Below are 12,482 nucleotides of genomic sequence, written 5' to 3'. Positions count from 1 at the left end.
AGTCTCAGGGCTCCGCTTTGAGTCCCCGGTTCGGAGTTTGGCAAAGCATGGCTCTGTTGGTTCAAAAATTTGGTGGTACATCCGTCGGCACAACCGAGCGGATTGAAGCAGTGGCTGACAAGATTTGTCAGTTCCGTCAGGACGGCCACGATATTGTCGTGGTGGTCTCGGCCATGAGTGGCGAGACTAATCGTCTGATTGCTCTGGCCAACGACATTATGGAAGAGCCTACACTGCGCGAAATGGATGTGTTGGTTTCCACAGGTGAACAGGTCACGATTGCTCTGTTGGCAATGGCGCTGAAAAAACGCGGCTGTGATGCTCGTTCATATACAGGCTCCCAGGTCCGGATTCTGACCGACAGTAGCCACAGTAAGGCCCGAATCAAGGAAATTGATTCGCACCGAATGCGGAAAGATATTGACGCTGGCCGGGTGATTGTTGTGGCGGGTTTCCAGGGTGTGGATGAAAACGGGAATATCACCACGCTTGGGCGTGGTGGCTCCGATACGACAGCCGTCGCATTAGCTGCAGCACTGAAAGCCGATGAATGTCAGATCTACACCGATGTGGACGGTGTTTATACCACTGATCCGCGAGTCGTCGACAGTGCGCGTCGGCTAGAGCGTATTACATTTGAAGAAATGCTTGAGATGGCCAGCTTGGGGTCGAAAGTGCTCCAGATCCGTGCTGTCGAGTTTGCAGGTAAATACAACGTTCCGTTAAGGGTGCTTTCCAGTTTTACGGAAGGCGAAGGAACCCTTATCACTTTTGAGGATGATACGGCCATGGAACAACCGGTTGTTTCCGGCATTGCTTTTAATCGTGATGAAGCCAAACTGACGATCTCCGGTGTGCCGGATACTCCAGGCAGCGCCCTGCGGATTCTGAAGCCGATCAGTGATGCGAATATTGAAGTGGACATGATCGTTCAGAATGTTGGTCAGGACAATAAAACCGCGTTTACGTTTACCGTTAACCGTACTGAACTGAAGCGTGCTCAAGAAGTGTTGCGCAACGTTTCCAGCAAAATCGGCGCAGGCGAAGTGGGTGCCGACAGCAAGATTGCAAAAGTCAGCATTGTAGGCGTTGGTATGCGCTCTCATGCAGGCGTTGCAACTCAAATGTTTGAGGCGTTGTCGAAAGAAGGTATTAATATTCAGATGATCTCCACTTCTGAAATCAAGATTTCGGTGGTGATCGATGAGAAGTATCTCGAGCTGGCTGTTCGTGCATTGCATAGCGCGTTTAAGCTGGATGAAGCTGGAGTGAGCGAGGGTGCCTAAGAGCAGGATGCTCTGATATGCATCATCGGGTTATTGGTTATTTCTATCAGCATGCAGTTCAGCATAAGTGTTATTGCGTCTATAGTTTAGCTGGTGATCCATTTATAAAAGCAATAAGTAGAAAAAAGTAGTGACAGTCGGAACAGATAGCTTTGCAATAGGGAGTACGGGACATGCTGATTTTAACTCGCCGTGTAGGCGAAACTCTGATGATCGGTGACGAAATTACTGTCACCGTTCTGGGAGTGAAGGGGAACCAGGTTCGTATCGGGGTTAATGCTCCCAAAGATGTGGCCGTTCACCGTGAAGAAATCTATCAACGAATTCAGTCTGAAAAAGGCTCAGAGGAGCCGGAACCGGGCAATAGTTGATCAGATAAAAAAGCCGTTCAAGGAAAACTTGAACGGCTTTTTTAATTTAGGGGAAAAATGGGTAGAAAAAACTTGTGTCAACCCTATGAAAACAGAAAAGTTGTGGTAGTATACGCACCGTTCTCAAGGAGAGGTGGGTGAGTGGCTGAAACCAGTTCCCTGCTAAGGAACCGTACGAGCAATCGTACCGAGGGTTCGAATCCCTCCCTCTCCGCCATTTCCTTTAGGAAATGAGAATACGTTGAGGTTGCACTCAACCCGTTGCGAATAGATGTGCGGCTGTAGCTCAGCTGGATAGAGTACCTGGCTACGAACCAGGCGGTCGGAGGTTCGAATCCTCCCAGCCGCGCCATTTTCGCAAACAAGTTTTTAGCGGCTGTAGCTCAGCTGGATAGAGTACCTGGCTACGAACCAGGCGGTCGGAGGTTCGAATCCTCCCAGCCGCGCCATATTAAAGTTAAACGCCCCGGATTGTGCCTCTGCAATCCGGGGCGTTTTGCTATCTGTCGTTACAAAAATAAAGCTTTGCGTTTAGCCCGTAGCGGGCAGGCTGGAGGCAGCGCTGAGTGTGAGGCCCTGTCTCCGTGCCGGACGGGAGTTACCACATCAGGTCATCAGGGATCTCATAGCCTGCATAGGGGTCGTCATCACCTTGGTCTTCCGCTGTACGATCATGTAGCACAACGACGGCGGACTCGTCACGCTCCATGATCTTACGGGCGACGCCTTCGGCTACAACCTCATACTCACCGTTAACGAAGATAACGGCCAGGCGACCTCGTGATAGCTGGTCCACCATTTGGTCGTCGACAAATATCTTTTTGATTTTTTTGTCATGCACAAACTGGTAGGAGGTTTCGCCTCGGCTTCGATTTAAACGGTTGGTTTCAACCAGTTGTCGAATCTGGGCTTGAATAGCCTTTTTGTCGGCTTCTTTTTTTCGCTCGAGGTTTAATAAACGGTCGCGTTCGGCCTTTTCCTGCCGGGCCAGACGGGCTCGTTCTTCAGTTTCATTAACCTGAACGGTGCCTTTGGGTTGTTGCTTGCGCTGTTTGCGTTTCTCGCTGCGAATGGTGCGGGCTTTCTTTTCATCAGCGAGCCCGGCTTTGAGTAGTTGTTCCTGCAAAGACGCCATCAGTGACTCCGTAAATTCGTGATAAACTGTATCGAAATTTTATCTAGTATACGCCGTCAGTGCGGACTCAATAACCCACGATTACTCACCTCACGGATTTTTCTATGTCTTCTTTTACAGAGCTTGGTCTTTCTTCGTCCATGCTGGCCAATCTTGAGCAGCTGGGTTTTAAGCAGCCTACGGGTATTCAGGTTAAGGCGCTGCCACCAGCTTTGGCAGGAAAGGATGTGATTGCCATGGCTCAAACCGGAAGCGGTAAAACGGCTGCTTTTGGCATTCCTTTGATTGAAAAGCTGCAGCCCAGGCGATTCATGGTTCAGGCATTGGTGTTGTGTCCTACGCGAGAACTGGCAGACCAAGTGGCTAAAGCTTTGAGGGAGTTGGCCCGGGCCAAAGAGAACGTCAAGGTTCTTACGCTGTGCGGTGGTGTATCGATTGGGCCTCAGATTGGTTCGCTCAGCCATGGTGCGCACATTATTGTAGGGACGCCGGGTCGGGTAGAGGATCATTTGCGTAAAGGCACTTTGTCTCTGGATAACTTGAATACACTGGTGTTGGATGAAGCCGACCGGATGTTGGATATGGGGTTTGAGGATGTGATGGCATCTATCCTTGCTCAGACACCTTCATCAAGGCAGACATTGTTGTTTTCGGCCACTTGGCCGGCACCCATCCGGACGCTGAGTGAGCGTTTCCAGGTCGATCCCGAAGATGTGAGAGTGGAAGTGACGGATTCGGCGGCGACGATCGAAGAGATCTTTTACGAGATTGCGCCAGACCAGCAAGTAAGAGCTGTAGCTGCTTTGCTGTCTCGGTTTCAGCCGACAGCGTGCCTGGTGTTCTGCACCACTAAGCGGGATTGCGATGATCTGACTGTCGCGCTTAAAGAATTGGGATTTTCAGCTTCGGCATTGCATGGGGATCTGGATCAGAAAGACCGTGATAGTACGTTGGTGAGATTCGCTAACCAGAGTTGCACCGTTCTGGTAGCAACTGATGTAGCCGCCCGAGGGTTGGATATCAAGGGCTTGCCGCTGGTAATCAATGCCGAACCAGCTCGCGATCCTGAGGTGTACACCCATCGTATCGGCCGTACCGGGCGAGCAGGAGAGCAGGGGCTCGCGGTAACGCTGTGTACTCCTAAGCAGGGGCATAAAATCTCTCGTTTGGAGGCTGTCCGCGGTATGGCAGCAGGGTGGGGCGACACTGACCAGTTGTTGTCTGAACCTGTTCGTCCTGTTGTTCCGCCCATGAAGACACTTTGCCTCGCTGGTGGTCGCAAAGAAAAGGTACGCCCTGGTGATGTACTTGGGGCGCTGACGGGGGATGCCGGTATTCCCGGGGCTGCCGTCGGAAAAATCGACTTGTTTGATTTTCAGTGTTTTGTTGCTGTGGACGTGGCTTGGGCCGGTAAGGCTCTGGCGCGACTTGAGCAGGGGAAGGTTAAGGGGCGGAAGGTCCGGGTTCGTTATGCCTGAGTAACTGGGAGCTTCAGAGTTGAGTTTCAGGTCTCACCACTCGGGAAATCCCTATAGAAATGTGTGCTTTCGGTTGCTCATGAACCATGAAACCGGTAAATTACGCAGGATTTTGCCTCCCGTTTTGCTTTCATTCGCTATTGGACTTTTGTCTGAAGGGGGTCGTCTGCAGCGGGGAAATCACAAACCAATACAGGTAGCTGTTCGATATGAATGAGCTGATGTCACAAGCCGTAGAACTGATGATCGCCGGCATGGGCTTTGTATTTGCGTTCCTGGTTGTTCTTGTGTTCGCAACTGGCCTGATGTCCAAAATCATTCTGCGGTTTGCGCCGCCAGAGCCGGCAACCCCGGCCAAAACACCACGTGCCAAGCCGAAGGCGCCCACGTCGGTTGACCCTGACACCGCCGAGGCCATTAAGAAGGCGATTGCACAATACCGGTCACGCCACAAGAAGTGACCCTGGTAAAGATTAGAACCTTTTAACAGAAGGCTGACACGATGACTGACACGAAAAAACCGCTGGGGATTACGGACGTAATTCTGCGTGACGCCCACCAATCCCTGCTTGCCACCCGTATGCGGCTGGATGATATGCTGCCGATTGCCGAGAAACTCGACAAAGTGGGTTTCTGGTCTCTGGAATCCTGGGGTGGTGCTACCTTTGACTCCTGTATTCGTTACCTGGGTGAAGACCCCTGGGAGCGCATCCGCGAACTGAAAAAAGTTATGCCCAATACGCCCCAGCAAATGTTGCTGCGTGGCCAGAACCTGCTGGGCTATCGTCACTATGCGGATGACGTGGTAGAGCGGTTTGTTGACCGTGCCGCCGAGAACGGTGTTGACGTCTTCCGTATCTTCGATGCGATGAACGACCCCCGCAACCTGGACACCGCAATTAAAGCCGTACGCAAAAACGGCAAGCATGCGCAGGGAACCATTTCTTACACGACCAGTCCGGTCCACACGATTGAAATGTGGGTTGAGCTGGCAAAAGAAATTGCGGACATGGGCGCGGACTCTATTGCGATCAAAGACATGGCCGGACTGCTGAAGCCATACGTTGCTTTCGATCTGGTTAGTCGTCTGAAGAAAGAGTTGGATATCCCCATCCATATGCAGTGTCATGCCACGACCGGCATGTCTACCGCTACAGCCCTGAAGGCCGCTGAAGCTGGTATCGACAACGTCGATACGGCGATCTCTTCCATGAGTATGACCTACGGCCATTCACCCACCGAGGCGGTTGTCGCCATTCTGGAAGGTACCGACCGTGATACGGGGCTGGACCTGAACCTGCTTGAGGAAATTGCCTCTTACTTCCGTGAAGTTCGTAAAAAGTATGCGAAGTTTGAAGGCAGCCTGAAGGGTGTGGATTCTCGCATTCTGATTGCTCAGGTGCCTGGAGGCATGCTGACCAACATGGAAAGTCAGCTGAAAGAGCAAAATGCCAGCGACAAGTTTGATCAGGTACTGGCTGAGATTCCGAAGGTGCGAGAAGACCTCGGTTTCATCCCGCTGGTAACCCCGACGTCCCAGATCGTAGGTACACAGGCTGTACTGAACGTATTGACTGGCGAGCGCTACAAGTCTATTTCCAAAGAAACCTCTGCCATTCTTAAAGGTGAGTACGGCTCTGCACCAGCTCCGTTCAACAAAGAACTGCAAGAGCGCGTTCTGGGTGGCGCCGAAGCCATTACTTGCCGCCCGGCGGACAACATTGAACCGGAAATGGACAAGTTGACCGCGGAGTTGAAAGACCTTGCGAACGAGAAAGGTATCAAGCTCGCAGAGCAGGAAGTTGACGATGTTCTGACTTACGCTCTGTTCCCGCAGATTGGCCTGAAGTTCCTTGAGAACCGTGGTAATGCTGAAGCGTTTGAGCCAGTCCCCAGCGCCGATGATGTCGCGCCTGCCAAGAAAGCTGCAGGCCCTGAGACTTACACCGTTGAGGTGAACGGCCAGAAATACGTAGTGGCGGTTTCCGAAGGTGGTGAGATTAGCCAGATCGAAAGCCAGGGTGGTGCAACGACTCCGGCTGCGGCACCAGCACCGGTTGCTGGCGACGGTGAGCCTGTTGGTGCACCGCTGAGCGGCAATATCTGGAAGATCCTGGTCTCCCCGGGGGACACCGTTGAAGAAGGTGATGTGCTGATTATTCTCGAGGCCATGAAAATGGAAACCGAGATTCGCGCACCTAAGGCCGGAACTGTCGGTGAAGTCTTCATCAAGGTCGGTGATGCCGTCTCTGTTGATGATGAAATGCTGACAATCGCATAAGGGCCAGCATTCCATGGAAAAATTATTGACGCTCTGGACAGGCAGTGGCCTGTACAACATAGAGTTAGGTCAGGTGGTGATGATTGCCATTGGCCTTCTTCTTCTATTCCTTGCGATACGCAAAGGGTTTGAGCCGTTGCTGCTGGTACCGATCGGATTCGGTGGCATTTTGGCGAATATTCCGGAGGCAGGGCTTGCTCTGTCTGCGGCTGAAAATGCGATTCACTTTGCCCAGCCTCAGGTTATGGCGGCTATGGCGGGTGCTTTGGATGTGGCCTATCAGGCTGGCCAGGCCGTCACGCCGGAAGTGCAGGACGCGTTCAAGTTAGCTTATAAAGAAGCTGGCTACGCACAAGTTGCAGCAGCGAACGCCCTTGCTCAGGACTTCGGTTACGGTAATGGCATGCTGTATAACTTTTACACGGTGGTTATTGGTAGTACCGTCGGCCCGCTGTTGATCTTTATGGGCGTGGGTGCAATGACGGACTTTGGTCCGTTATTGGCGAACCCGAAAACCTTGCTATTGGGTGCGGCCGCTCAGTTCGGTATCTTCGGTACCGTTCTTGGTGCAGCGCTACTGGATTGGCTGGGCATTTTGGATTTCACCATTCTGGAAGCGGCTGCGATCGGTATCATCGGTGGTGCGGACGGCCCGACGTCCATTTATGTGTCCAGTGTTCTGGCGCCACATCTGATTGGTGCGATTGCTGTTTCAGCGTACGCCTATATGGCATTAGTACCGATGATTCAGCCGCCCATTATGCGAGCGTTGACCAGTGAAAAAGAACGTGCCATTAAGATGTCGCAACTGCGCCCGGTGAGCAAGAAAGAGAAGATTGTCTTCCCGCTGGTGGTTCTGATTGCTGTTGTTTTGTTCCTGCCTGATGCAGCTCCGCTGCTGGGTATGTTCTGTTTTGGTAATCTGATGCGTGAGTGTGGCGTAGTTGAGCGTTTGAGCGATACGGCGCAGAACGCGTTGATCAACATCGTAACCATATTCCTGGGACTGTCTGTTGGCTCCAAGCTGATGGCGGATAAGTTCCTGGATGCTCAGACTTTGGGTATCCTGGGACTGGGAGTTGTAGCGTTCGGTGTGGGTACAGCCTCAGGTGTTTTGATGGCAAAACTGATGAACAAGGTCACCAAGGACCCGATCAATCCGTTGATCGGTTCTGCGGGAGTATCTGCGGTGCCAATGGCGGCGCGGGTGTCCAATAAGGTGGGCCTTGAGGCGAATCCTCAGAACTTCTTGCTGATGCACGCTATGGGTCCGAACGTAGCGGGTGTTATTGGTTCTGCGGTTGCCGCGGGTGTGATGATCAAGCTGTTAGGCTGATCGGGTCGTACCATTGTATTGAGAAAACCCCGCTTAGCGGGGTTTTCTTGTTTATGGGGTTAGTGAAAGTTTCTTGAACTAACTGGTAAAGAGCGAATTAGATGGCTCAAGTCTGACAGTTTTCCTGCCATTACATGCACGATCTCTCCTTGCTTTTCGATCACACCTTTTACGTGTAACAACCGGGCTGTTAACAACGGTTTTCGTTGCTGGCGAGCGGTTGCGAGCCAGACCACGATGTTGATGTTTCCGGTTTCGTCTTCGAGAGTGACAAAGGTAGTACCAGAGGCTGACCCGGGGCGTTGACGGCCAGTTACGAGGCCGGCGACCTGTACCGGGATTCCGGCCCGGCTGTGTTTTAGTTGTTCTGCGGTCAGGCAGTGGTGCAGGTGGCCTTGTTCACGAAGCAGGGCCAGAGGGTGTTTTATCAGAGTCAGCCCCTGGCTACTGTAATCGGCAAATATATTTTGCCCTTCAGTAGGGGTGGGTAACAAGTCGCACGTATGGGGTTGGTAATCTGCCTGGGCTTCCTGAGCAAAGAGCTCTGTTGGCTCCTCGTGCTCCAGAAGCTGCCAGTAGGCCTGGTGACGGTTAGTTGTGAAGCCCGGCATGGCGTTAGCGCCGGCCAGGAGCTCCATATCCCGTTGGTCAAGGTTGGCTACAGTACGCAGTTCACTGGCAGAACGATAACCGTGTTTAGGGCGCTTTTTGTGGATGCGTTGGCCCCCAGTGCTGGATAGGCCTTGAATGATTCTCAGGCCTAAACGCAGGTGTCTTTTCGGCCCTTCCAGGGTGTGGTCCCACTGGCTGTAGTTGACGTCGGGCGGCAGGGTGGTGACATCATGACGGCGGGCATCTTGTACCAATTGGCTTGGGGAATAGAAGCCCATTGGCTGGCTGTTGAGTAATGCACAGTAAAAAGCAGACGGGTGGTGGCGTTTTATCCATGCAGAAACGTAGACCAGTAAGGCAAAGCTGGCGGCGTGGGATTCAGGAAACCCGTAACCACCAAAGCCACATACTTGCTGATAAAGGCGTTCCGAAAAATCCGGGGCGTAGCCTCGCTTTAGCATGCCGGTGATGAGTTTGTCTCGAAACGGAGTAAGGTCGCCGTCGGATTTCCAGGCGGCCATTGCCCGGCGAAGCTTGTCGGCTTCACCAGCGCTAAAGCCTGCAGCGACCATGGCCAGTTTGATGACCTGCTCCTGAAATATAGGTACACCTAAGGTGCGTTCCAATACCTGGCGAATGGCGTCGTTAGGATATTCGACAGGTTCAAGCCCATGTTTGCGACGAAGGTACGGGTGCACCATATCGCCCTGTATCGGGCCTGGACGCACAATGGCAACCTCGATAACCAAGTCGTAGTAGGTCTCGGGTTTCAATCGGGGCAGCATATTGATTTGGGCCCGGGATTCCACTTGGAACACGCCTATGCTGTCCCCTTTTTGCAGCATAGAGTAGGTTGCAGGATCTTCTTGAGGAATATCCTGCATAGTAAAGGCTATTCCCTTTTCCTTGCTGATCAATTCGAGGGCTTTGCGTATGGCGGTAAGCATACCCAGAGCCAGTATATCCACTTTCATTAAACCCAGGCTTTCCAGATCGTCTTTATCCCACTGGATCACAGTACGGTCTTTCATGGCGGCATTTTCCACCGGCACCAGTTCTGAAAGCGGTCCTGCGCTGATCACAAAGCCGCCGACATGCTGTGAGAGATGGCGGGGGAAGCCAAGCAAGGTGTTAACCAGAGTGAAAAACTGGTCCGCTATTTTTGGATTACGAGTAAGGCCTCTGTCCAGAATTTGCTGGCGCCAGTTGATGGCATTGTCTTGCCAGTCAATGCCATCCAGTAATTTTTCTACCAGAGCGGCATCAAAGCCTAACGTTTTGCCAACATCCCGGATGGCGCTCCGAGGGCGATATCGAATGACCGTGGCAGCCAGTGCTGCTCGCTCTCGACCGTAGCGTTGATAAATATATTGAATGACTTCTTCTCGCCGGTGGTGCTCGAAATCCACATCGATATCGGGTGGCTCATCCCGGTCTTTTGAGATGAATCGCTCGAATAGCAATTCTACTCTGGCCGGATTTACTTCGGTGATTCCCAGGCAATAACAGACTGCAGAGTTTGCAGCTGAGCCACGCCCCTGGCAGAGGATGCCCTTACTTCGGGCAAAGTTGACGATGTCATGGATCGTCAGAAAATAGTGTTCGTACTGTAACTCTGAAATCAGTTCCAGCTCCTTTCGTATCAGAGCCTGAACGTTCATGGGAGTGCCTTCCGGGTAACGGCGGCGTTCGCCTTCTCGTGTCAGGTGTCTCAGGTGGGCGCCCGGGGTTTTATCGGCGGGGACTAAGTCTGATGGATATTCGTAGCGCAAGCTGCCGGGCTCGAATTGGCAGTTGTTAGCTATGCGCACTGTTTCCTGTAGCCAGCTTTCAGGAAATAACCGTTGCAATACGGGGATCGGGCGAAGGTAACGCTCACCATTTTGGAAGAGATAGTGGCCGGCGGTTTCCAGGGTTTTATGATGGCGCAGGGCGGTCAGGACATCCTGCAAAGGTTGACGTTCGCGGCTATGCATATGCACTTCGCCAGTGGCTACGATAGGGCAATGTAAGTGCTCAGAAAGCCAGCGTACCCGTTCTAGTTGTTTTTCCTCACCGGCTTCAAGGGTTCTGTTGGCGGCAATGCGTAAACGCTGTTCGAAGAGTCGCAGTAACCATTCTCCACAAGCTCGGGCCTGCTCAGAATTCGCCTTTGTTTCTGAAGGAGGAAGCCAAAGACAAAAACAGTGGTCTAATTCGTGGCTTTCAATATCCCGGGCGAACAGGTTGTACTTGCCTTTTTCGGCCCGGCGACGGCCTGTGGTGATCAGTCGGCATAACTGGCCGTAACCCTTTCGGTTTTGTGCCAGCAGGATGAAGCGGGGAGTAGCTGAGCCGACTGGGGTATCGTCCAGTTCAAACCAGCTTCCGGTAATGAGTTTTAGCGGGCTGCCTTTCAGTGCCGCCCATGCTCTGGGAATACCTGCCACTGAGCATGCATCGGTGACAGCGATTGCGCTATAGCCAAGTTCCAGGGCTCGTTCGGCTAATTCATGAGGGTGTGAAGCTCCAGTCAGAAATGTGAAGTTGCTGAAACAGAAGAGCTCCGCATATCCTGTTGTCATCAGCCAAACCATCCATGTATGAACCATCCATCTTGATGATTCCGGAATACCCAGGCCAGTTCGCCGCCTGGTAACTGAGCGATGTAATAATCCCGGTGTACTCGTTGGCCATCCCACCAGCCACCACTGATACGTTCTGGGCCGGAGAGCCAGGCCACAGGTATTTGTGTCAGTGGCTTGGGACATTTCAGTAACCAGATGGGGCGGTGGGGAAGTGACGCAGGTGCTTTTTCCTGTTTTTGCCCAGGCTTAAGCACCTCTTTGGCAAACCAGGCGCATTCCGGACGGTAATCTTCCTTGAGAGAAAACTGTCTGAGTGCTTGCTCTCCCAGGCGGGCCTGAAGGCGACTGATGAGAGTGTGCCACGCTTCGTCCAGGTCTGCGGTTTCGCCTAGCAGGTCCTGGCCAATGGGTACTTCTCGGTCAGTAAATTGCTTCACCGTAAAAATAAGAGCTGTGACGGGGGCTTTTAGTGGCTGCTGATCAAGCTTCAGGCGTATTAGTTTTAAAAAAGCTTCTGCCCGGTGTTCAGGCCCGGTTGTGCGGATTCTCAGCCGGGTTGCTTCCTCATGACGGTGTTGCAGGGTCAGTAACAGGGTGTCGGTATCCTGCTGGCGCCAGCACAGATCTTCTTCCAATTCAGCCAATATCCTCTGAAGTGAGAAGAAAAGCCCCTGTGTATGTTCCACTTCTTGAATGAAATCTGCCCGCTGTCTGAATATGTGGGGAGGCTGCCAGGGTGCTTGGGGGTCTGACCTGGTGCCTTCAATCTTTTGTACTCTGGCCAACAGTTCCGGAGAGAGTCTTCGGGCCAGCTCAGGCGCGGGGAGCGTGAAAACTTCCCCGAGCGAATTAAGTCCCAGACGCTGTAAGCGAGTGCAGGACTTTTTGTCAAAGCCAGCGGAGAGTAGGGGCAGTTTGCCAAGAGCAGTCAGAAGGTGGGCTTTGTCTGCGGAGCATTCCCCTTTGCCGGTTTGGGCCAGTAACCGGGCGGCTAACGGCGTGTGGCCAACGGCGATCCAGGCGGTTAGCCGGCGCTCGGTTAAAGCCTGCTCTATCGTTTGCCAGATGGCCGATAGGCCGCCATATAACTTTTGCAGACTACTGACTTCGGCGCAAAGGCCATCTGGTGGTACCAGGGTGATGTGCGCGGCGAAGTGATAGAGCCAGCGGGCCTGGTCTTCCAGGAGCCAGGCTTCTTGTTTCGGCTCTGCTTGCAGGGTGTTCAGGTCGGGGGCCAGTGCCAGAGCGGTTTTTAGACGCATGCCTGTTTCAATTCCAAGATTTTGCGCTGTTGGGCAGGCTTGCACAATGCATTGCCTGGCGCTATCCAGAATGGCCAGCGCCCCCATGGATTCCTGGTTTCTTTGAATGTGGTCCAGTAATAGGTGCGGGAAGTGCAGATAAAGCCAGAGCATA

9 protein-coding genes and 3 tRNA genes are annotated in these 12,482 nt (G+C 52.8%); 9 read left to right on the top strand and 3 right to left on the bottom strand.

Going from position 1 to position 12,482, the window contains the following annotated elements:
- The first annotated feature begins 47 nt into the window (after window positions 1–47).
- The 5 genes from ABYA77_RS00950 (at window position 48) to ABYA77_RS00930 (ending at window position 2,106) form a co-directional block, all read left to right on the top strand.
- Complete coding sequence (locus tag ABYA77_RS00950; protein WP_372964049.1) at window positions 48–1,286, top strand: aspartate kinase; 1,239 nt, start codon at window positions 48–50, stop codon at window positions 1,284–1,286.
- Window positions 1,287–1,459: 173 nt separating this feature from the next.
- Complete coding sequence (csrA, locus tag ABYA77_RS00945; RefSeq protein ID WP_372964048.1) at window positions 1,460–1,657, top strand: carbon storage regulator CsrA; 198 nt, start codon at window positions 1,460–1,462, stop codon at window positions 1,655–1,657.
- 127 nt (window positions 1,658–1,784) lie between these two features.
- Window positions 1,785–1,874, top strand: a tRNA-Ser gene (locus ABYA77_RS00940).
- A gap of 58 nt (window positions 1,875–1,932) precedes the next feature.
- A tRNA-Arg gene (locus ABYA77_RS00935) sits at window positions 1,933–2,009 on the top strand.
- Window positions 2,010–2,029: 20 nt separating this feature from the next.
- Window positions 2,030–2,106 (top strand) — tRNA-Arg (locus tag ABYA77_RS00930).
- A 149-nt stretch (window positions 2,107–2,255) separates the two neighbouring features.
- Here the strand turns inward: ABYA77_RS00930 and ABYA77_RS00925 are convergent.
- Window positions 2,256–2,792: a DUF2058 domain-containing protein gene (locus tag ABYA77_RS00925; protein ID WP_372964047.1), complete on the bottom strand. Its 537-nt coding sequence runs from the start codon at window positions 2,790–2,792 to the stop codon at window positions 2,256–2,258.
- 104 nt (window positions 2,793–2,896) lie between these two features.
- Here ABYA77_RS00925 and dbpA point away from each other — a divergent pair, with 104 nt between their 5' ends.
- The 4 genes from dbpA (at window position 2,897) to ABYA77_RS00905 (ending at window position 7,887) form a co-directional block, all read left to right on the top strand.
- Window positions 2,897–4,270 (top strand): ATP-dependent RNA helicase DbpA, encoded by a 1,374-nt coding sequence (gene dbpA, locus ABYA77_RS00920; RefSeq protein WP_372964046.1) that lies wholly within the window; start codon window positions 2,897–2,899, stop codon window positions 4,268–4,270.
- 209 nt (window positions 4,271–4,479) lie between these two features.
- The gene (locus ABYA77_RS00915; protein ID WP_372964045.1) at window positions 4,480–4,731 is read left to right on the top strand and encodes an OadG family protein; all 252 of its coding nucleotides are present in this window, start codon (window positions 4,480–4,482) and stop codon (window positions 4,729–4,731) included.
- Window positions 4,732–4,772: 41 nt separating this feature from the next.
- A complete protein-coding gene (gene oadA, locus ABYA77_RS00910) occupies window positions 4,773–6,551 on the top strand; it encodes a sodium-extruding oxaloacetate decarboxylase subunit alpha (protein WP_372964044.1) in 1,779 nt (592 codons plus the stop codon).
- Window positions 6,552–6,564: 13 nt separating this feature from the next.
- A complete protein-coding gene (locus ABYA77_RS00905; protein ID WP_372964043.1) occupies window positions 6,565–7,887 on the top strand; it encodes a sodium ion-translocating decarboxylase subunit beta in 1,323 nt (440 codons plus the stop codon).
- 59 nt (window positions 7,888–7,946) lie between these two features.
- Here ABYA77_RS00905 and ABYA77_RS00900 read toward each other — a convergent pair whose 3' ends face one another.
- Both ABYA77_RS00900 and ABYA77_RS00895 read right to left on the bottom strand, forming a co-directional pair.
- On the bottom strand, window positions 7,947–11,063 hold the full coding sequence (locus ABYA77_RS00900) for an error-prone DNA polymerase (protein ID WP_372964042.1): 3,117 nt from the start codon (window positions 11,061–11,063) through the stop codon (window positions 7,947–7,949).
- Entirely contained in the window at window positions 11,063–12,481 is a 1,419-nt protein-coding gene (locus ABYA77_RS00895; RefSeq protein ID WP_372964041.1) for a DNA polymerase Y family protein, read from the bottom strand. Before ABYA77_RS00895 ends, ABYA77_RS00900 begins: the two co-directional genes overlap by 1 nt.
- Between the last annotated feature and the right edge of the window lies 1 nt (window position 12,482).

This window comes from Marinobacter sp. (assembly GCF_041595835.1).
In the GTDB taxonomy this organism is placed as follows: domain Bacteria; phylum Pseudomonadota; class Gammaproteobacteria; order Pseudomonadales; family Oleiphilaceae; genus Marinobacter.
Note: the sequence above shows the minus strand (reverse complement) of the source record. Positions and strands in the feature narration are given on the sequence as shown.

Coding starts and splice junctions, on each gene's coding strand:
- ABYA77_RS00950 (WP_372964049.1), top strand. CDS start 48: ATGGCTCTGTTGGTTCAAAAATTTGGTGGTACATCCGTCGGCACAACC.
- csrA (WP_372964048.1), top strand. CDS start 1,460: ATGCTGATTTTAACTCGCCGTGTAGGCGAAACTCTGATGATCGGTGAC.
- ABYA77_RS00925 (WP_372964047.1), bottom strand. CDS start 2,792: ATGGCGTCTTTGCAGGAACAACTACTCAAAGCCGGGCTCGCTGATGAA.
- dbpA (WP_372964046.1), top strand. CDS start 2,897: ATGTCTTCTTTTACAGAGCTTGGTCTTTCTTCGTCCATGCTGGCCAAT.
- ABYA77_RS00915 (WP_372964045.1), top strand. CDS start 4,480: ATGAATGAGCTGATGTCACAAGCCGTAGAACTGATGATCGCCGGCATG.
- oadA (WP_372964044.1), top strand. CDS start 4,773: ATGACTGACACGAAAAAACCGCTGGGGATTACGGACGTAATTCTGCGT.
- ABYA77_RS00905 (WP_372964043.1), top strand. CDS start 6,565: ATGGAAAAATTATTGACGCTCTGGACAGGCAGTGGCCTGTACAACATA.
- ABYA77_RS00900 (WP_372964042.1), bottom strand. CDS start 11,063: ATGACAACAGGATATGCGGAGCTCTTCTGTTTCAGCAACTTCACATTT.
- ABYA77_RS00895 (WP_372964041.1), bottom strand. CDS start 12,481: ATGCTCTGGCTTTATCTGCACTTCCCGCACCTATTACTGGACCACATT.